16 protein-coding genes are annotated in these 18,808 nt (G+C 44.0%); 6 read left to right on the top strand and 10 right to left on the bottom strand.

The genetic code is table 11. From position 1 onward, the window contains the following. Window positions 1-55: 55 nt before the first annotated feature. Both OAG1_RS08640 and OAG1_RS08635 read right to left on the bottom strand, forming a co-directional pair. Window positions 56-475 (bottom strand): HIT family protein, encoded by a 420-nt coding sequence (locus OAG1_RS08640; protein WP_338625754.1) that lies wholly within the window; start codon window positions 473-475, stop codon window positions 56-58. A gap of 58 nt (window positions 476-533) precedes the next feature. Further along, window positions 534-1,973: a hypothetical protein gene (locus OAG1_RS08635; RefSeq protein ID WP_338625752.1), complete on the bottom strand. Its 1,440-nt coding sequence runs from the start codon at window positions 1,971-1,973 to the stop codon at window positions 534-536. A 146-nt stretch (window positions 1,974-2,119) separates the two neighbouring features. On the opposite strand from OAG1_RS08635, the gene chrA reads away from it, so the two are divergent. Further along, window positions 2,120-3,286: a chromate efflux transporter gene (chrA, locus tag OAG1_RS08630; protein ID WP_338625750.1), complete on the top strand. Its 1,167-nt coding sequence runs from the start codon at window positions 2,120-2,122 to the stop codon at window positions 3,284-3,286. A 43-nt stretch (window positions 3,287-3,329) separates the two neighbouring features. On the opposite strand, the gene OAG1_RS08625 is transcribed toward chrA, so the two are convergent. After that, window positions 3,330-5,195: a methyl-accepting chemotaxis protein gene (locus OAG1_RS08625; protein ID WP_338625748.1), complete on the bottom strand. Its 1,866-nt coding sequence runs from the start codon at window positions 5,193-5,195 to the stop codon at window positions 3,330-3,332. Window positions 5,196-5,303: 108 nt separating this feature from the next. On the opposite strand from OAG1_RS08625, the gene OAG1_RS08620 reads away from it, so the two are divergent. From OAG1_RS08620 to OAG1_RS08600, 5 genes are all read left to right on the top strand, one after another. Next, window positions 5,304-6,026, top strand: coding sequence for a hypothetical protein (locus OAG1_RS08620; RefSeq protein WP_338625746.1), 723 nt, complete (start codon window positions 5,304-5,306; stop codon window positions 6,024-6,026). Between the two features lie 120 nt (window positions 6,027-6,146). Beyond that, a complete protein-coding gene (gene cmoB, locus OAG1_RS08615; protein WP_338625744.1) occupies window positions 6,147-7,121 on the top strand; it encodes a tRNA 5-methoxyuridine(34)/uridine 5-oxyacetic acid(34) synthase CmoB in 975 nt (324 codons plus the stop codon). A gap of 72 nt (window positions 7,122-7,193) precedes the next feature. After that, window positions 7,194-7,907, top strand: a complete 714-nt coding sequence (locus OAG1_RS08610) for a RimK/LysX family protein (protein WP_338625741.1) — start codon at window positions 7,194-7,196, stop codon at window positions 7,905-7,907. 5 nt (window positions 7,908-7,912) lie between these two features. Beyond that, window positions 7,913-9,436: an inactive transglutaminase family protein gene (locus OAG1_RS08605; protein ID WP_040307570.1), complete on the top strand. Its 1,524-nt coding sequence runs from the start codon at window positions 7,913-7,915 to the stop codon at window positions 9,434-9,436. Beyond that, window positions 9,436-10,392: an alpha-L-glutamate ligase-like protein gene (locus OAG1_RS08600; RefSeq protein WP_016403408.1), complete on the top strand. Its 957-nt coding sequence runs from the start codon at window positions 9,436-9,438 to the stop codon at window positions 10,390-10,392. The genes OAG1_RS08605 and OAG1_RS08600 overlap by 1 nt, the downstream gene beginning before the upstream one ends. Window positions 10,393-10,467: 75 nt before the next feature. On the opposite strand, the gene purF is transcribed toward OAG1_RS08600, so the two are convergent. The 7 genes from purF to OAG1_RS08565 form a co-directional block, all read right to left on the bottom strand. Beyond that, the gene (gene purF / locus OAG1_RS08595; protein WP_016403409.1) at window positions 10,468-11,991 is read right to left on the bottom strand and encodes an amidophosphoribosyltransferase; all 1,524 of its coding nucleotides are present in this window, start codon (window positions 11,989-11,991) and stop codon (window positions 10,468-10,470) included. A gap of 14 nt (window positions 11,992-12,005) precedes the next feature. Then, window positions 12,006-12,497, bottom strand: a complete 492-nt coding sequence (locus OAG1_RS08590; RefSeq protein ID WP_016403410.1) for a CvpA family protein — start codon at window positions 12,495-12,497, stop codon at window positions 12,006-12,008. A gap of 77 nt (window positions 12,498-12,574) precedes the next feature. After that, window positions 12,575-13,147: an SPOR domain-containing protein gene (locus OAG1_RS08585; RefSeq protein ID WP_338625736.1), complete on the bottom strand. Its 573-nt coding sequence runs from the start codon at window positions 13,145-13,147 to the stop codon at window positions 12,575-12,577. Between the two features lie 2 nt (window positions 13,148-13,149). Continuing rightward, window positions 13,150-14,421, bottom strand: a complete 1,272-nt coding sequence (folC, locus tag OAG1_RS08580; RefSeq protein ID WP_338625734.1) for a bifunctional tetrahydrofolate synthase/dihydrofolate synthase — start codon at window positions 14,419-14,421, stop codon at window positions 13,150-13,152. A 1-nt stretch (window position 14,422) separates the two neighbouring features. Then, on the bottom strand, window positions 14,423-15,355 hold the full coding sequence (gene accD / locus OAG1_RS08575; protein WP_152781081.1) for an acetyl-CoA carboxylase, carboxyltransferase subunit beta: 933 nt from the start codon (window positions 15,353-15,355) through the stop codon (window positions 14,423-14,425). 134 nt (window positions 15,356-15,489) lie between these two features. Then, the gene (truA, locus tag OAG1_RS08570; protein WP_152781083.1) at window positions 15,490-16,278 is read right to left on the bottom strand and encodes a tRNA pseudouridine(38-40) synthase TruA; all 789 of its coding nucleotides are present in this window, start codon (window positions 16,276-16,278) and stop codon (window positions 15,490-15,492) included. Window positions 16,279-16,419: 141 nt separating this feature from the next. Further along, entirely contained in the window at window positions 16,420-18,759 is a 2,340-nt protein-coding gene (locus OAG1_RS08565) for a FimV/HubP family polar landmark protein (protein WP_338625728.1), read from the bottom strand. Window positions 18,760-18,808 lie beyond the last annotated feature (49 nt).

Genomic DNA, 18,808 nt, shown 5'->3' with positions numbered 1-18,808 from the left:
GAGCCAGTTAGTCGAGCCTGCTCTTAAATAAAAGCAGGCTCTAGCTATCATGTCCTTAACTCGCCAATAAGGCTGAGATTTTATCAGCAAAAGGTTGCAGGCTTTCATTGTCCACCATATTTCTAGCATGGCTACGCGCTTCGGCTAAAGAGCCAGGAATAATATGGAAATGAATATGAGGAACCGTTTGCCCAGCAGCTGCACCATTAAATTGCACTAAACTCACGCCTTCAGCATCCATGGCCTGCTTAACCGCATTTGCCACTTTTTTCACCGTTTTAATGGTGGCAGCAGCGGCGTCATCAGACAGGTCGAGTAAGGTCTCGGCAGCTTCTTTAGGAATAACTAAGGTGTGGCCATCTGCTTGCGGCATAATATCCATAAACGCTAAGGTGTGTTCATCTTCATAAACTTTTAAGCAGCTCATTTCACCACGTAAGATTTTGGCGAAGATATTGTTGTTATCGTAACTCATAGTCTTTATTCCTAAATATTTTATATAGTTAGCAAGGTACTAAAGGAAGTGTAAGGCATTATTGCACACCTAAATCTTCTAACAAGTAAGCTTGGTCAAAATACCGTTCGCCTACAAAGCTTATGGCGTGGTCACCAAAGCGACGCAAACTGCCCGGTTGCTTTACTCCCATTGGCCAAAAAAACCAACGCTCCAAGCGCTGCGAGCCATAAACATAGCCCTGCCTATCAAATACGCTTTGTGTCAGATCAGCTTTAGCCAATAAATTTAGTTGTTGCCAAGCTAAAGACTGGTACTCAATGGTTTTTAGCTCAGTATTTTCTTCGGCCGGAGCTAATCCCACAATTTGATGCGTATCGGCACTAATGCTAATGCGCATTTTAGTTTGAGCTTCCACCCTATGCATCAATACTGGCTCTTGGGCACTATCTTGCAAAGCTTGATACGGTTGGCCATTTGGCAGCATGAGGGTATACCAGCAGCCACAAAGATGAATACTATCGTAAGCCAGTATGTCTAAGTGAGGTGTTAAGTGAATACGAAAAATAACTGCATCGTGCTGCCCTGCTACCCAATCAACAGCGCTAAGTTTAGGGCGTTGTTTAAACCACAGAACATAATTAAGTTGAATGGTGGTTTGCTGCTGATATCTGCCATAGCTAATAAGTGAAAAACTAGTGGCTATATCGGTATCTACTTGCAACTGTTCGCCCTGCCAAGCTGGCTTACCGGGCAGGTTGTCTTGACTCGAATTTTCAATTAGCCACTGTGGCGCAAACTTATTCAGCAAGTGCTGAGCTTGCTGCTCATTGCTTAACTGTCCTAAGTGATTAAGGCTTAAAGGTGTAGCCAAGCCATGTTTAAGTGATTTAGGGACATAAAGTACTGCTTGGTCTTGCTTAAATCCAGAATAGGCTTTTAGTGAAGCTTTCTGCCAATGCGCTTGTAAGCTCTGCTGTTCTTTTTTAACGGCACTAGCAAATACTTTGGAGCTAATAGGATAAATGCCAAAAAATTTTGCGGTATCTGAGTAATCATCATCTGATAATAAGCTACCTATTAGTTCTGAGCTTTTTGCTGCTTGAGCTAAATATTGCTGCTTAGCTTGCTCCACACAGCTATCAATAAAAGTACTTTGTGAATACTCTGGATAACGTTGCTTCCATTCACTCGTTTGTTGACTAGTTAAGTTCCGCCACTCTAGCAATAAACCCATTTTAGCGGCATCGCTCATATAGCTGATAAGATCTTGCTGGCCAATATTTAAGCCACTATCTCGCTCATTAATAAAGCTGTAAATAAACCGGTCGTAGCGCAAACCAGGATGCTTGGGTACACGCTTGGCATTGAGCGTTCCAACCTCGCTGCTAAGCAAGTGGTCTAAGTCAGTTAAGGCCCCTTCACAAGAATACCACTCAGGCTTAGTACTACAGGCTTGCATCAGCAAGATACCGAAAATTAATAGCCAATGCTTTAAGGCACTATTATTAGCATTCATGAAAAACGACCTATTCCTTTATTTCGTTCAATGCCAATTAAGCTTATTTCACTGCAGCAACTAAGTACATGCTAAACAATTTGCTAGAGGAAATATTCCTGTAACAAAAGCTTCATAAAATCTGATTTTTGCTTATTACATTAAGAATGATGACAGCAATAATAGAAGTATTTATCACCTTTCTTCGCTTGGGTTTAGTCAGTTTTGGTGGCCCTGCTGCACATATTGGCTTTTTTAAACAAGAGTTTGTTGATAATCGAAACTGGATGAGTCAGCAAGAATATGCAAACTTGGTTGCTTTAAGCCAGTTCCTACCCGGCCCAGGCTCTTCGCAAGTGGGTTTTGCTATAGGTTTGCGCCGAGCCGGAAAGCTAGGTGCAATAGCGGCTTTTATTGGCTTTACACTGCCCTCTGCAACCCTAATGACAGCCTTGGCTCTAGCGGCAAGCTATAGCAATAATACCCCCTTAGTGTTGGGGCTAATCGCAGGTTTAAAAATTGCGGCTTTGGTTGTTGTTGTGGATGCTGTGCGCCAAATGTACGGTCAGTTTTGTAGTAATGTATATTTAAGTTGTGCTTGTTTTATCACTGCTTCTGTTTTGTTACTGCTTCCAAACTTGAGTACTCAATTACTGTGTTTGGCTATTGCGGCAATTGCCGGTTTGTTCTTACACAAGAAACTACTCGCGCTTAAGCCCTTAGAACCCAAACAAAATAAATCATCCGGCACCGTTAAACTGCCTTACTTAGTGGTATTTGGTGCTTTGCTTTTACTGGCCTTTTTAGACCTGCCACAGCTAGTGGCCAGCTTTAGTCAATTTTATCAAGCAGGCAGTTGGGTATTTGGTGGTGGTCATGTTGTTCTGCCACTACTACAACAAACATTGGTTAACGAAGTAAACCAAGAACAGTTTTTAACCGCCTATGCAGCGGCCCAAGCTGTGCCAGGCCCAATGTTCACCATTGCGAGTTACCTTGGGGCAATAGTTGGCGAACAAAATCCTCTTGTTTATGCCTTAGTTGCCACAATAGCAATTTTTCTACCTGGTTTTCTGTTGGTTTTGGCCTTTGTTGATGCCTGGCAAGCCCTAGCCAATCAGGCGAAATTTTCAGCTGCAATGCAAATGGTGAACGCGGCAGTGGTTGGGTTACTTGTTGCAGCGCTATATCAACCTATTTTCACCAGCGCTATCCACTCTAACGTAGAAGTAGTATTAGCCTTGTTAGGTTTTTGCTTGCTGCGAGTGTTTAAATTGCCGCTGTATTTAATGTTAATTTGCCTTGGCGGCGCAGGGTTAGTATTTTTGACTTAAACCCAAAAGGCCTGCTTTCGCAGGCCTTTTAATATTGAAGCACCTATATTTTAAACGCGCCCACTTCTTTATGTAACTTGTCAGCAATTTCATCTAACTCGGTCGCCCGCTGCGAGCTACCAGCAGCTTGTTCAGCGAGCTCTAAAGACGCATCTTGAATGCCTTGAGTATTGCGCCCAACCTCTTCGGTGACCGCTCTTTGCTCCTCAGCAGCACTAGAGATCTGCGTGGCCATATCACTAATGTGAGTAATTGAGTTAGTAATATTCTCCAGCATTTCTGCAGCTTTAGTGGCTTCTTCAACGCTTATTTTTACTAACTGCTGACTTTCGTCCATGGTTTGAACGGTGCTATGGGTATTGCCCTGCAAACGCTCTAACATCGCTTTAATTTCTTCAGTTGAACTTTGTGTACGTTGCGACAAATTACGTACCTCATCAGCAACAACGGCAAATCCGCGCCCTTGCTCGCCGGCGCGTGCAGCCTCAATAGCAGCATTTAACGCCAATAAGTTGGTTTGTTCAGCAATACCCTGAATAGTCGATAAAATATCGCTAATTTCCTGGGTATTTCGCTCAAGCTCTTGCACGGTTTCTGCCGCACCATCTAGCTGACCAGCCAAGCTATTCACTTGCTGTTGGTTTCGACCAATTAATACTTTGCCTTGCTCACAAGAATCGGCGGATTCACGCGCAGCTTCAGCCGTTTGTTCAGCATTGTTAGCCACTTCATTGGCAGTTGCAGCCATCTCATTAACAGCGGTTGCTACTTGGGTCACTTCAGCTTGCTGGCGTTCAATCTGCAAGTTAGATTCACTGGTTGAATTATTGGTAAGCGCCGCCGCTTGCTGCAATCGATCTGCGTCTTGGGCGATATCTTTCATCAGCTCATGTAATTGGTCGATAAAGCGGTCAACGCCATCTGCTAGCGCGCCTATCTCATCATTACGCTGCATGTTAATTCGCTTGGTTAAATCGCCGTCACCCGATGAGAGCTCACTAATTGCCTCGCCTAAAACTTCAATTGGTTTCAACATCGCAGAAATCACTTTAAGCATTACCACAGCAATGATGACAAAAAGAATGACCGCAAAAATCACCGAACTTTGCACCATGGCCTGAACGGGCGCCAATGCTAATTTCTTGTCATAAACAAACATCAAGTACCATTCGGTACCTTCAATTGGGCTTATACTTACAAAGCTATCTTTGCCGCTAACTTGTAAATCACTCAATTCGGCTGTGCGGGCAACTTGCTCAATAAAACTCGCACTAAGCTCAGGAGACAACTCTGTAGCTTTCTTAAGCACCATGTTGTTATCACCATGGATCACCACCAAACCTTGCTGGTCAACAATCACCGGATAAACTTGTTCGCTGGCTAGGTTTAACACGCGTTGAGTCACCACATCTAAACCTAAATCACCAGCGTAAACGCCACCACTGACTCTTTGTGCCACCGATATAACCATTTGCCCAGAAGTGGCATCAACATAAGGGTCCGAAACAAACGAACCATTAGCCTGCGCGCCCTTATACCAAGGTCGGGTTCTTGGATCGTATCCATCTGGCAGGGTTTCGTTCGGGTCATGCATGGTCATTTCGCCTTGGCTGCTGCCAAAGTAAAAATAAATGAAATCGCCACTTTGCTTGGCTTGCACTAAATCAGATACAAAGCTTGATGAATTTGGGTCCGACGACATCCCTCTTGCAATCGCAAGTTTAGAGTCGAACCACAGGCTTACTTGGTCGGTAGCTGCTTGAGCTAACTGCTTTGCATCTCCCGCAATATCTAAACGTGTTTCTTGAGATAAGGTTCTTGCTTGGAACCAAGCTTGCACACCACTTAACACCGCTAACAGGATTAAGATTGTTAAGATTAAACGTTGTTTAATCGATAAATTACCCATCAATTACCCCTTGCCAGCTTCCTGCTGTATTTATTGTTGACCAATTGTCTTGTTACTTTGAATTTGTGCTAGCATCATTGTGTTCACACTAACCCTATGTATTTAATTATGATTTTTATAGAAAGAGTTTTAGCCTCAGTTGCGTTACTTAGCTTTAGCGTTCAAGTTCAGGCCACTGTGCAAGTGGAGCAACTGGATTATGACTCGCTGCTCATCAATGATTGTTCTCAGTCTGCTGTCACCATCAGCGCTACTCAGTCATCTGTGATGACTCAGCTTGAGATGCTTTCAGCTGAAGCGCGCTCTACAATTAATGATAGTATCTTGGTGGCTACTCTTCCCTCTTTAAATATCGACGCACAGCAACAAAACTATAGAACTTATTCACCTAACAACAAAAAGATAAACTTCAACTCAAGTAAAAGTGCTCACTTCCCCATATCTTACGCTTGGCAAGAGCAAAGTTTTGAGTGGTTTAGCGCTTATAATTCTAACCAAAGCCAGCTAAAACTGGCCCCCTACTTAGCACTTGCCCGATATCAGGGACAAACACTGGCACTAGCAAGTATCAGTAGCAAAGATAACCAACAGCTACTTAGCGCTCTAAGTGATGATTTCATCGCTCAACGTAGCCCTTTAGTTTTATTTGTTAGAACACATGAGCCGCTAAATAACTCCGCTATCAAGGCATTTCACCAGCTGGGCATGCGCCTTCACTTTAAAGATCAACTCATCATCGCAAGCAAAGCTATAGATGCCTGTGATAGCGGCAATTGGAGAGATGAAAACGGGCATAGTATAAATTGGATAAAAATCGACAAGGTGAATTAGAACAATTAGTGAACAAATGCCCGTTTTAGCTAAGTATCTTTAGCGCTTTATCACCAAAAAGCGCTAAAGCTTGCTACAATTAGCCGCATATACCTTCGTAATATCAAGCTCTTGTAACCAATGATAGACTTCTCTGACTTTTACCAAATAATTGCCAAAAATCGCCTTAAGCATTGGCTTTATACACTGCCCGCTCAATTAGGTGATTGGCAAAAAGAACATGCTCATGGCGACTTCCCACGCTGGCAGCGTGTACTTAATAAATTCCCTCAACAAACAACTGCTCACATAGAACTTAAAGATAAAGTCAGTATTGGTAAAGCCGAAGAAATGCCTGAAGGTGAGCGTAAAAAAATTGAGAATTTACTGCGCCACTTACACCCTTGGCGTAAAGGCCCATTTGATGTTTATGGGATTAGTATCGACACAGAATGGCGTTCCGATTGGAAGTGGGAGCGCATCCGTAACCATATCTCTCCACTTAAACATCGCTATGTATTAGACGTGGGTTGTGGCAGCGGTTATCACATGTGGCGAATGCTAGGAGATGATGCAGAGTTTGTAGTAGGCATCGACCCTTCAACCCTATTCCTCATGCAATTTGAAGCCATTCGCAATTTTGCCAACAATGACCAACGCGTTCACTTGTTGCCTTTAGGTATTCAAGAGCTCCCTAAATTGCGCGCCTTTGATACGGTATTTTCGATGGGAGTGCTTTATCATCGCCGCTCACCAATGGACCACCTTATTCAATTAAAAGAACAACTGCATAAAGGTGGAGAGTTAGTACTTGAAACCTTGGTTGTTGATGGCGACGAAAACCAAGTACTAGTGCCTGCTGGCCGGTACGGGAAAATGCCCAATGTTTGGTTTTTGCCAAGTACCGCAGCCTTAAAATTATGGCTAGAAAAAGTCGGCTTTGTTGATGTACGAATTGTCGATATTGACGTTACCTCAACCAAAGAACAAAGAAGTACCTCATGGATGACTCACGAGTCACTCGAAGACTACTTAGACCCAAATGATAATTCGAAAACTGTAGAAGGGCTACCGGCTCCCAAACGTGCTGTTTTAATTGCAATTAATCCAGACTAAACAGTTTTCATACGCTATGCTAAAACAAACACTTAAACCGCAGTTTTTACTTTTGCCTAATGGATTTGAACTATGAAAAAGCTTTCGATAATTTCATTGTCTCTTGCACTTACCGCTTGTGCGAGCCAACAAGCCTCTCAATCTAACGACCAAACTCTAGAACAATTATCAGCGCTTTCGGCTCAGCAGACTTCAGTGTTAAGCCAATGTGAGTCAATTTCTGAGCAACTAGAAGCTCAACAACAACGTTTTGATCAGCTTGAAGATAAAGTGGTAGCAATAGCCCCAGTGCCAGTTGCGACTTCCAAATCAACCCCACAGAGCTGCAGCAAGCAAACAAGCTACAAGCTTGGCAACAAAACCGTGTTAGGTGAATCTGAATGGGTAAGCTTAGAAGGGCAAAAGAATGCCTTCCAAGCACGTATTGATACTGGTGCGGCAACGTCATCACTTAATGCCACCGACATTGTGAAATTTGAACGTGATGGTAAGAACTGGGTACGTTTTAACATGCGCCACAATACGCTTGATAGCGATATCATTGTAGAGCGCCCAGTAGTGCGCACTGCAGAAGTCACTCAATCATCAACCAACAAAGTAGATAAACGCCCAGTTGTTTCGATGTTAGTTAAATTAGGTCCAATTTCAGAAAAGACCCAATTTACCCTAACCAACCGCAACCACCTTAGTTACCCAGTGCTACTAGGACGTAGCTTTCTAAAAGATATAAGTGTGGTAGATATAAGCCAAAAGTTTACCCAAGCGAAGCCGACATTTAAGGATTAATGCCCATGAGTTCTCGCAACATATTTTACTTTATTGTCACCCTGTGCATGCTGATAGGAATAAGCATGACACTCTACCGCCATGTTCAATTTGAAGTGCCTTGGTTTCCTGGCGAAAAGCGCCAGATTTGGTCAATTGAAGCCAAGGTAGAATTTGACGCCAAAGGCGAAAGCGTTGAAGCAGTGCTTGCTTTACCATTAACCCAACGTGGTTATACACGTATTCATGAATCAACAGCGTCATTAGCTTATGGTTTATCTTTTGTAAACGACCAAGATAACCCTCGCGCCATCTGGACTAAGCGCACAGCCGACGGCCACCAAGAAATGTACTATAAAGTAGACTTCTTGGTAGACCCTAAAGCGGCAGATATTTATCAGCCGAAAATGCCTGATACACCGTTTACCGAATATCCAGAACCCTACTTCACCGCTGCTAATCACTTAGCTAAGCAAGCCGAAGAAGTTTCAGCTGATGCCTATAGCTTTACTCGCGAGTTAATTAAAGCTCTGACCGGTGAAACTGCCAGTAAAAGCCAAAATACCGGTTTAATTTTAGATTACAAACCTAAAAACCGTTTAGTGGTAGACCTATTAAATAATGCCGATGTGCCTGCACGTATTGTTCGAGGCTTACAGCTAGAAGATGGCCGCCGCCGTCAAGGCATTACTGAATACATTCAGGTTTTTAAAGACGAAAATGACTGGCAGATTTTTGATTTAGCAACCGGAACTCAAGGCCGGCCAGACAACACCCTATTGTGGGAATACAATGGCAATAGCTTGCTAGAAGTTGTTGGCGGTAAAGACTCACAAGTGACTTTCTCAATGTTACTGGTTGAGCAAAGTGCCCAATCAGCCGTTGCCCCTAAAATCAGCGAAGCTGATTTTCTTAACTTCTCAATTGATAGCTTACCTTTAGAAGAGCAAGCGCTATTTAAAGGCATTTTGCTTATTCCAATTGGCGTATTAATGGTGGTTTTGCTACGTGTACTTGTTGGCCTTAAAACCTCGGGTACCTTTATGCCAGTGCTAATCGCCATGGCATTTATGCAAACCTCACTAATGACTGGTTTAATCGGATTCCTACTGGTAGTTGGAACAGGCCTAGTGATTCGTGGCTACCTCTCCCATCTGAATTTGCTGCTGGTATCGCGAATATCCGCGGTGATTATTACGGTGATCGGTATTATCTCTATCTTCAGCGTAATGAGTTTTAAAGTAGGCTTAACGGAAGGTTTGAAAATCACCTTCTTCCCAATGATTATTCTTTCGTGGACCATCGAACGGATGTCGGTGCTGTGGGAAGAAGAAGGCCCTAAAGAAGTAGTGATGCAGGGTGGCGGTAGTTTACTAGTAGCCGTTCTCGCCTTCCTAGCGATGAACAACGAATACGTTCGCCACTTAACCTTTAACTTCATGGGCATTCAATTCATTGTACTAGGTATTATTTTGATTCTTGGTAACTACACTGGATACCGCCTATTAGAACTACGTCGCTTTAAGCCTCTCGCGGATAAGGAGGGCTAATGCTTAGTCAATTCACTAGCCCTTTTAAACTTGCCCGCAAGGGCATCATGGGGATGAACCAACGCAACACTGGCTATATCGCCCGGTACAACCCGCGTAAACTTTATCCACTAGTCGACAATAAACTTAAAACCAAGATTATTGCTCAGCGAGATGATGTCACCATACCAGCACTTATTGGCGTAGTGCGCACTCAACACGATATTCAATCAATCATTCCCTTACTGCACAAACACCCTGGCTTTGTGATAAAGCCAGCTAAAGGCTCTGGTGGTAAAGGTATATTGGTTATTACTAAGCAAGAGTCTGGGGTGTTTTTTAAACCCAGTGGAGCACCCGCTCATGAAGAAGATGTGAAGCGTCATTGCTCTAACATCTTAGCCGGTTTGTTCTCACTTGGCGGCAGCCCCGATGTTGCAGTAATTGAAGCACTAATTGAGTTTGACTCATGTTTTGATGGGTTTAGCTTTGAAGGTGTGCCAGATGTTCGAGTAATCGTTTTTCAAGGTTACCCGGTGATGGCGATGATGCGTCTATCTACAGCAGCTTCAGACGGTAAGGCTAACCTACACCAAGGCGCTGTAGGTGTTGGTATCGATATCGGTTCTGGGCGAGCTTTACATGCAGTTCAATTTGATAGGCCGATAGAAAAACACCCTGATACAGACCGACCACTTAAAGAATTAGTGGTTCCTCATTGGCAGCGTTTGCTTGAACTGGCATCTAGTTGTTATGAGATGTCGGGAATGGGTTATTTAGGTACCGACATGGTACTGGATAAATCGAATGGCCCAATGCTGTTAGAACTTAATGCCCGACCAGGCCTGGCTATCCAAATAGCCAACGGCGAAGGTATTTTGCCTCGTCTTAAACTTGTAGAAAAGATCATTGCCGAAGGCATTGAACGCAATCCGCTCGAGCGAGTTGAGTTCAGTAAAACTGAATTTTCTAGGTAGATTTGCACTTAAGACCAAAAACAAAAAAGCACCCATAATGGGTGCTTTTTTTATTCTAGAGCAATATCAAAAGTATTAGCTACCTTCATTATGCAACTCTAGGTTTGCTACTTCTTCGTGAGCCTGAACAGCCTTTGCATCATTGTTACGTAGCTGATCCAAGTAGTTCAAGTAGTCTTGGTCAATATCGTTAGTTACATATTTCCCGTTGAATACTGAAGTTTCAAAAGTTTGGATCTCAGGGTTACTTTCACGACAAGCCACAATTAGGTCTTCTAAGTCTTGGAAAATAAGACCGTCAGCGCCAATCAACTGGCAAATTTCGTCAACTTCGCGGCCATGAGCAACCAACTCGTTAGCCGAAGGCATATCAATACCATATACGTTCGGGAAACGGATTTCAGGAGACGCTGAAGCAAAGTAAACTTTGTTTGCGCCTGCTTCACGAGCCATTTCAATAATCTGCTCAGAAGTGGTACCGCGAACAATCGAGTCGTCAACTAACAGTACGTTTTTGCCTTTAAACTCTACATCAATCGCGTTCAATTTACGGCGAACCGATTTACGACGCTGGGTTTGACCCGGCATAATAAAGGTACGGCCAATATAGCGGTTTTTAACGAAACCTTGGCGATACGGTAAATCAAGATGCATGGCAATTTGTAAAGCCGTGTCACAGGATGTCTCAGGAATCGGGATCACAACATCAATGTCTAAATCATCCCATTCGCGTGCAATCTTCTCGCCTAACTTGGTGCCCATGTTAACGCGAGCGCCATATACCGAAATTTTATCGATGATTGAATCAGGACGAGCAAAGTATACATACTCAAAAATACATGGGTTGTGAGCCGCATTTTCAGCACATTGCTGAGTAAATAACTGACCATCTTCAGTTACGTACACCGCTTCACCTGGCGCTACGCTGCGCACAAACTCAAAACCAACGGCATCAAGTGCAACACTTTCTGATGCCACCATGTATTCCATTTTCTCTGGATTTTCATCGCTGGTTTTCTTACCCAGTACCAAAGGACGAATACCGTTAGGGTCACGGAATGCCACCATACCTTGGCCAATGATTAACGCAGCTACAGCGTAAGCACCACGAATTTTCTTGTGTACACGGCTAACCGCGGTGAACACTTGTTTTTCGCATAACTCATCTTCCACAATGCTATCTAGCTCATGGGCTAGTACATTAAGCAGCACTTCTGAATCAGAGGTGGTGTTGATGTGACGTCGAGCGCGCTTAGCCATCTCTTCGCGTAACTCTTTAGCATTGGTTAAGTTGCCATTGTGTGCCAAGGCTAAACCAAAAGGAGAGTTAACATAAAAAGGCTGAGCTTCTGCTGCACTAGAGCTACCAGCGGTTGGATAACGCACGTGACCAATACCCAAATTACCACGTAAACGCTGCATGTGTTTAACTTCAAACACATCTCTTACCAATCCGTTGGCTTTGCGTTGTTTAAACATACCTTCGGTAATAGTAACGATACCCGCAGCATCCTGACCACGATGCTGTAAAACTGTTAGCGCATCATAAATCGCTTGGTTAACGGGACTAGCACCGACAATGCCGACAATACCACACATGAAGCTTTTCCTTATTAAGATTGGTAGTTATGTAAAAAACTAGAAGAATCTTTTAAAAACTCAAAAAACCATTGAACAATCACGGTGAATTCGGGAATCAATAACGACCCTTTCCACCATGAGGATTCTGGAAAACCGGTAAACGACAATACAAACAGCAAAGCGCTTACCACTAATGCCCCTCGGATAGCCCCAAAACAGATCCCCAGCACCCTATCGGTACCGGTTAAACCCGTTGAGTTGACCAAGTGACTAAATAAGTAATTAACCAGCGCACCAAGTACAAGGGTGGCTATAAACAGCAAAACAATGGCTACGCCACTGCGATAATAGGGATTTTCAATGAGAGTGAAGTAACTGGATAGGTCGTGATAAAACTGCGATGCGATGAAAAAAGCCGCTACCCAAGAGACCAGCGACAGGGCCTCTTTAACGAAGCCGCGAACCAAGCTAATTAATGCCGACAATACTATTACGCCGATGATGACGTAGTCTACCCAAGCCATAAATTTTCTACTTGTTGAAAAACGCTGCGAATTCTACCAGAAACAAAAATAAAATGCGTGCTTGTATTTTTTCATACTTACTTAAACAAAGGATCAAACTCGCGAATTTTTCCGCTTAAGCCTGTGAGTTCCTTCAATTTACTTTGTTGCTGTTCTAATGTTTTTTTAGATACATTGGGCCCCACAAACACCCTATTTAGCTCCCCTTCTACAGCGGGTTCTGGATATGAGTGAGCTTGAAAACCGGCTTCTCTTAGCTTTGCAACCAAACGCGTAACATTTTGAGAGTTTTTAAACGTGCCCAGTTGAACAATATAGGCCGGCTTAGCAAACTCAAGCTGTGGTGTATCCACTGGCTCAGTGGCTGGCTTTGTTTCACTAACTGTCGAAGTGCTCGTTGCCTGTTCCGAATTAGCTGTTTGCTCGGTGCTACTTTCATCACCTGCAACCTCAGCAGCGACCAACTCTTGTTCATTAGGCAAATCGATAAGCAGAGGGGGGAGTGAGTCAACTTTTGGCGCAAAAGGGATCGCATTGAACTCTTCTTCAACTCGCGTTTTTTTTCCATCAAGAATATCAGGAATAATGATTACTCCCAACGCGACCAAGAAGATGGTGCCCACTAAGCGGTTTTTAAACTGTGCAGTCAATGTTAACTCTCTGCTGTTGCTGAAGAAGACAATTCTAATATCTCGGCCACGGTAAAAAAAGAACCAAACACAATTAACATGGTGTTATCGTCTAATAGTTTGAGGGCAGCAGAATAAGCCTGAGCCAATTGCCGGTAACGAGTTAAGCTTGCTTGAGAGGCAAAGCAACTCGCCAATGCACTACCATCGTCACCGCGAGGTCCCGCTAAACCGCTAATATGCCACTGCTCTACCATGCCAACTAAAGGTTGTACCGACTGTTGCATATCTTTATCACCCAGCATCGCACACAGCGCAATAATTTTACGGCCATTAGCTAGCGAGGGTAATTGAGAGGCTAAGTAGTTAGCAGACTGCGGATTATGTGCCACATCTACCACGACCAGAGGCTTGTCAGAAATAACTTGCAAGCGACCAGCAAGCTGCCACTGTTTGATTGCTTTTGACAAATCGTCGCTAGGTATTTCAAGCCCAAGGTGCTCTAAGGTAGCAATAGCAGTGCCCGCATTCACTAAAGGCAAACGAGGATAAGGCAGACCTTGGTAGTTCAATTTTACACCACGATAAGTCCAGCTATCTGCCTCTTTTTCCAGCTGATATTCTTTCCCAGCGGCTAGTTGATTACAGTTGAGTTGTGCCGAACATTCCAAGACGCTGGCAACTATATTACTGTCCCCTACTACCACTTTACCGTTTTCACGAAATATACCGGCTTTCTCGCGACCAATTTGCTGTATGTCGTTACCCAACCAATCTACATGGTCAACTGCAACGGTTGTAACCACACTCACATCAGGCTCGACAATATTGGTAGCATCTAAACGTCCGCCTAAGCCGACTTCTAAGATGACGTAATCCAAAGACTGCTGGGCAAACATCCAAACGGCAGCAAGAGTACCAAACTCAAAATAACTTAAACTGGTTTCTTGGCGAAGCTCTTCAATGGCAGAAAATGACTGGCAAAATGCTTCGGCTTCGGGCAGCTGACCGTTTATTCTGACTCGCTCTCGATAATCCAGGATATGTGGAGAGCTATAAACTCCGACTTGATAACCTTGCGCAACTAAAATCTGTTCAAGTAGCGCGCAGGTAGACCCTTTACCATTGGTGCCGGCCACCGTAATCACCGTAGCATCTAAATGGCGTAGTTTTGCGTAGTCAGCCACTTTGGCAACCCGCTCTAAACCTAAATCAATCGCGCTATGATGCTGAGCTTCTAAATAACAAAGCCAGTCTGCAAGAGACCGGCTTTGAGCTTCTTTCTTAGACGACATATTATTCTTTTTCGTTGGCAGAAATAGTCGGTCCTAAATCTTCATCAGCATCGATAGGCTCAACTAACACCTCGGTATCCGTGCTTACAATGCCCATCATTTTTGAAGCCATTCCAGCAATGCGGTCACGCATGTTACGGCGGTCAATAATGATGTCGATAGCGCCTTTCTCCAGCAAAAACTCACTGCGTTGGAATCCTTCAGGTAGTTTCTCGCGAACAGTTTGTTCAATAACGCGAGGACCAGCAAAACCAATTAACGCTTTTGGCTCGGCAATATTAATATCACCCAGCATTGCAAAGCTGGCAGATACACCGCCCATGGTCGGATCCGTAAGCACTGAGAAATAAGGTAAACCTTTTTCACGCATTTTAGCCAACGCCGCCGAGGTCTTCGCCATTTGCATTAGTGAGAACAAGGCTTCTTGCATGCGCGCACCACCACTAGCTGAAAAACAAATCAAGGCGCGGTTTTCTGCTAAACACTTATCTACTGCGGCTACAAAGCGTGCTCCCACTACCGAGCCCATAGAGCCACCCATATAGGCAAACTCAAAGGCACAAGCCACTACAGGCAAACCCTTCAGCTCACCTTTCATTACTACTAATGCGTCTTTTTCACCAGTATTGCGCTGAGCGCTAGCAATACGGTCTTTGTACTTTTTGCTGTCTTTAAACTTAAGCTTATCGCGAGGCTCTAGCTCAGCCGCTAATTCTTCGCGACCATCTTGGTCTAAGAAGGCTTCTAAGCGGTCACGAGCGCCAATCCGCATATGGTGGTCACACTTGGGACAAACATTGTGGTTACGTTCTACCTCTGCACGGTATAAAGTTTGCTCACAGGAAGCACACTTGGTCCATACACCTTCTGGAATATTGCGTCGCTTACCAGAAGCACTTTTACTTTTCGGAAGAATTTTCTCTAACCAACTCATCGGGAACCTTACTTCTCAATAGGCGATAAAATCGCCGTGATAACAGAATGCATTGAATGGCGGCAATTAAACCACAATTGGCCAAAATATTTTACATAAAACTGGTCTAACCCTTCATTATCGTACAGTTTTTTTTAACTTGCTGGCAAAAACAACGGTCCGATGGGCAAATTCGGTAAGTCAAATTCTTCGGGATAATCAACTTGCACCAAATACAAACCAGCGGCTTTGGCAGTGGCTGCAGCTTGAGCGCGATCTTTTACTGCCAATAACTCAGCAATCCATTCTACTGGTCGCTCTTGCTGGCCTACTTTCAATAAACTACCAACAATATTTCGAACCATGTGATGTACAAAAGCATTGGCTTTAATGTCCACCACTACATAATCGTTGTAGCGGCTCACTTTTAGATGTTCAACTCGGCGGAATGGACTACGGCTTTGACATTGCACCGCACGAAAAGAGGTGAAGTCTTGTTCCCCTAGCAGCGCTTGCCCTGCTTGTTCCATCAACTCTATATCTAGCGGCTGATGATAAAAGCTCAAGCCTTGATTAAGGATTGCTGGGCGAAATCGGCTGTTATAGATAACGTAGCGATAGCGACGGGCAGTAGCGCTAAAACGCGCATGAAATTGGTCGCTAACCGGTTTAGCCCAGCGCACGGCAACATTTTTTGGCATGTTAGCATTTACGCCTAATGTCCAAGCAGCCATTTTGCGCTCAACGGGGGAATCAAAATGCACTACTTGTCCGGTTGCATGGACGCCGGCATCGGTTCTACCTGCACATTGCACTTCTATCGGGCTATTAGCCACGATAGATAGGCTAGATTCTAATTCTTGCTGGATTGATTGAACGTCTCGTTGGCGTTGCCAACCAAAATATCCGGCACCATCATATTCGATGCCTAAAGCGATGCGCATAAATTACCACTGATTGTATCTTTGGCGGCTATGATAAAAAAATGACAGCACAAAGTCACCGCTTTATCAGCACCCTCTGTTGAATAGCAGATACAAAAAAGGCAGTGATAAGATCACTGCCTCTTTCCGTATAACTAAGTTTTAGCTAAAACGAGAAAGTAACTCCTCGGCTTCTTTCTTCAAACTTTTATCTTCGCTAATTAGCACTTCTTGAAGAATTTTCTTAGCGCCATCTTGATCGTCGATCTCCAAATAGGCTCTCGCTAAATCAAGCTTGGAAGCCATTTCGGCATTTGCGTCAACATCAACGGCAGGTTGCTCTTGCGGTAGTACATCTGGGAACGAATCAAGCTCTACGTCCAGGCTTGGGCTGTCATATGGATCGGCTTCGTCAGTACTGTCTTCGTCTGCATCATTTAAAAGCATATCGATGTCGACAAATTCTCGTTCTTCGATGTCGCTACGAGAAGGAAGTTCATCTTGTTCAGTTGCTTCAGCATTTTCATTGAAGGCATCTGAGCCAAAACTGGCAAACATGCTATCAATGTCATCATCAGAAACTTCATCTTCTTTATCTTCCGTATCGTCACTAAGCGAATCCATGGATAGCTCAGCCGTCTCTTCCTCAGCGAGAGGCTCGAGCGCTAGGCCTTCAAGCTCGCTTTCAAAATCACCAATATCGGTAACGTTATCGGCAACTGCTTCAGCAGCTTCCTCCGCAGCCTCAATAGATGGGTCTTCAAGTTCCAGTTCGGTTAAATCAACAAAGTCATCATCTAGGTCAAAGGCTTCTGGCTCTTCGACAGCAGAACTTTCAGACTCCGCAGCGTCACTTATTTCCTCGGCAGCACTTAATGCTGCTAAGTCAGCGGCGGCGTCTTCAAGCGTTCCTGGTTCACCTTCTAAATTCTCAAACTCATCTTCTAGGCTAGCAGTGGGATCTTCAAGCGTAGTTAGCTCGTCTTCGTCTAGTTCTGCTGATAAATCAATGTTGTCTAAATCGACTTTTTCTTGCTCACTAACTTCCGATAACTCAGCTTCCATTTCTTGCTGCTGTTTAAGCGCATCTTCAAATGAAAGCTCATCGTTATCAGCCGGACCTTCTTCGCTCACTTCAAACAAGTCTTCCTCGTCATCCATGGCTAAGGCAGCTGCAAGGTCATCGGCACTAATTACCGCATCAGGATCTTCTTCCGCTGGGCTGTCTTCCTCAAGTGCATCATCTAGCGAAGGTACAAGGTCGTCAGATTCAAAGGCATCTAAAGCCGCCATTTCACTGTCGTCTAAAGAAATCTCACTAATCGGGTCAGCTTCTTCTTGCGCAGCAGCAAAATCTTCAAAGCTAGCTTCTTCAATTTCGGGCTCTAAATCATCGGTATCATCTTCAAACGATTCAGGCTCCGGGATTGTTTCATCAACACTTAGATCTGGCTCATCTTCTTCAAACTGACTATTTAAGTCTGCGGTTTGTTCATCTTCAGGCTCTAAGTTGTCGCTAAATAGCTGTGAAAACTCATCATTTTCATCATCCATCATATTGATGGTTGATTCAGCCATTTCCTTATCTTGCTCTTCTAGCTCTTTTTTGGCCTTACGTCTAAACAGCAAGGTAATCACTAGTGCAATAAGCAGAATTGGAATAAAAATCACTAAACCAATATTTAATGGCGAAGAAAAGAAGCCCGAGCTGCTTTCTTTGTCCATCTCACTGGCGTCAATTTTGGGTTTTTCTAGCAGTTGCAATATTTGAGTTTGATTGCGACGGTTTTCGTTTAGCTCTTCACGAATACTGGCTAGCTCGTCACTTAGCTCTTGAATGCGCATTTTCATGCGATGGTTTACTTCAGCCAAACCTACCATCTGCTGGCTAGATTCATCCATTTGCTGTTTTAGTACATCAAACTCTTGGCGTTTTAACTGCTCTAGCTCATCAATTCTCGTTTCTAGGCGATCACGTAAGGAGTCTAAATCTTTTTGGGTTTTTTCTAAGGCTCCTGCATCTGCCATTGGGCGAGCGGGAGTAACCGCCTTAGGCGTAGCAACTGGCGTAGTTGTGGTGGTAGTTGTTTGTGCCGCCGGCTTATTTACAACCACTTTAGTGGTTTTCTTCGGCGCTAAGGCTCTTACTGCAGCTTGATGGTTAACCGCTTGCGCTTCTTCAAGCGTAGGAAGCGAAAGGTAGCTACCGTTGATAATGGAATTAATATTGCCGTTATTAAAGGCTTGAGGGTTTTTGTTCAATATTGCGAACATCATTTGATACACGCTGATTGAACGGGAAGGACGATTTAAACTCGCAATAGCCCATAAAGTGTCATTGCTGCGCACCGGCCCATATGTTTGTTGTTCAGGTTCACCAACAACTTCGTCTGGCCCCACTAACTCAACATAAAAGGTACCCGTTTCTTGTGCGATGGCTGTACTGAGAGTTGAAAATGATAAAACAGCCGACAATGCAACGAGGGAAATCTTCCGCCCCATAGTTTTTCCTTGTTTTCTTCCTGGAGACTGAATCGCTTCAATCCTTTGT

Origin of the sequence: Agarivorans sp. OAG1 (assembly GCF_037076485.1) — a bacterium.
Classification (GTDB): domain Bacteria; phylum Pseudomonadota; class Gammaproteobacteria; order Enterobacterales; family Celerinatantimonadaceae; genus Agarivorans; species Agarivorans albus.
The sequence above is the reverse complement of the archived record's forward strand: the minus strand, read 5'-3'. Positions and strand labels throughout refer to the sequence as shown.

Excerpts from the sequence above, each read along its gene's own strand:
- chrA (WP_338625750.1), top strand. The coding sequence starts at position 2,120 with ATGATGACAGCAATAATAGAAGTATTTATCACCTTTCTTCGCTTGGGT.
- OAG1_RS08625 (WP_338625748.1), bottom strand. The coding sequence starts at position 5,195 with ATGGGTAATTTATCGATTAAACAACGTTTAATCTTAACAATCTTAATC.
- OAG1_RS08640 (WP_338625754.1), bottom strand. The coding sequence starts at position 475 with ATGAGTTACGATAACAACAATATCTTCGCCAAAATCTTACGTGGTGAA.
- OAG1_RS08565 (WP_338625728.1), bottom strand. The coding sequence starts at position 18,759 with ATGGGGCGGAAGATTTCCCTCGTTGCATTGTCGGCTGTTTTATCATTT.
- folC (WP_338625734.1), bottom strand. The coding sequence starts at position 14,421 with ATGTCGTCTAAGAAAGAAGCTCAAAGCCGGTCTCTTGCAGACTGGCTT.
- purF (WP_016403409.1), bottom strand. The coding sequence starts at position 11,991 with ATGTGTGGTATTGTCGGCATTGTCGGTGCTAGTCCCGTTAACCAAGCG.
- OAG1_RS08635 (WP_338625752.1), bottom strand. The coding sequence starts at position 1,973 with ATGAATGCTAATAATAGTGCCTTAAAGCATTGGCTATTAATTTTCGGT.
- OAG1_RS08610 (WP_338625741.1), top strand. The coding sequence starts at position 7,194 with ATGAAAAAGCTTTCGATAATTTCATTGTCTCTTGCACTTACCGCTTGT.
- OAG1_RS08600 (WP_016403408.1), top strand. The coding sequence starts at position 9,436 with ATGCTTAGTCAATTCACTAGCCCTTTTAAACTTGCCCGCAAGGGCATC.
- cmoB (WP_338625744.1), top strand. The coding sequence starts at position 6,147 with ATGATAGACTTCTCTGACTTTTACCAAATAATTGCCAAAAATCGCCTT.
- OAG1_RS08590 (WP_016403410.1), bottom strand. The coding sequence starts at position 12,497 with ATGGCTTGGGTAGACTACGTCATCATCGGCGTAATAGTATTGTCGGCA.
- OAG1_RS08620 (WP_338625746.1), top strand. The coding sequence starts at position 5,304 with ATGATTTTTATAGAAAGAGTTTTAGCCTCAGTTGCGTTACTTAGCTTT.
- accD (WP_152781081.1), bottom strand. The coding sequence starts at position 15,355 with ATGAGTTGGTTAGAGAAAATTCTTCCGAAAAGTAAAAGTGCTTCTGGT.
- OAG1_RS08605 (WP_040307570.1), top strand. The coding sequence starts at position 7,913 with ATGAGTTCTCGCAACATATTTTACTTTATTGTCACCCTGTGCATGCTG.
- truA (WP_152781083.1), bottom strand. The coding sequence starts at position 16,278 with ATGCGCATCGCTTTAGGCATCGAATATGATGGTGCCGGATATTTTGGT.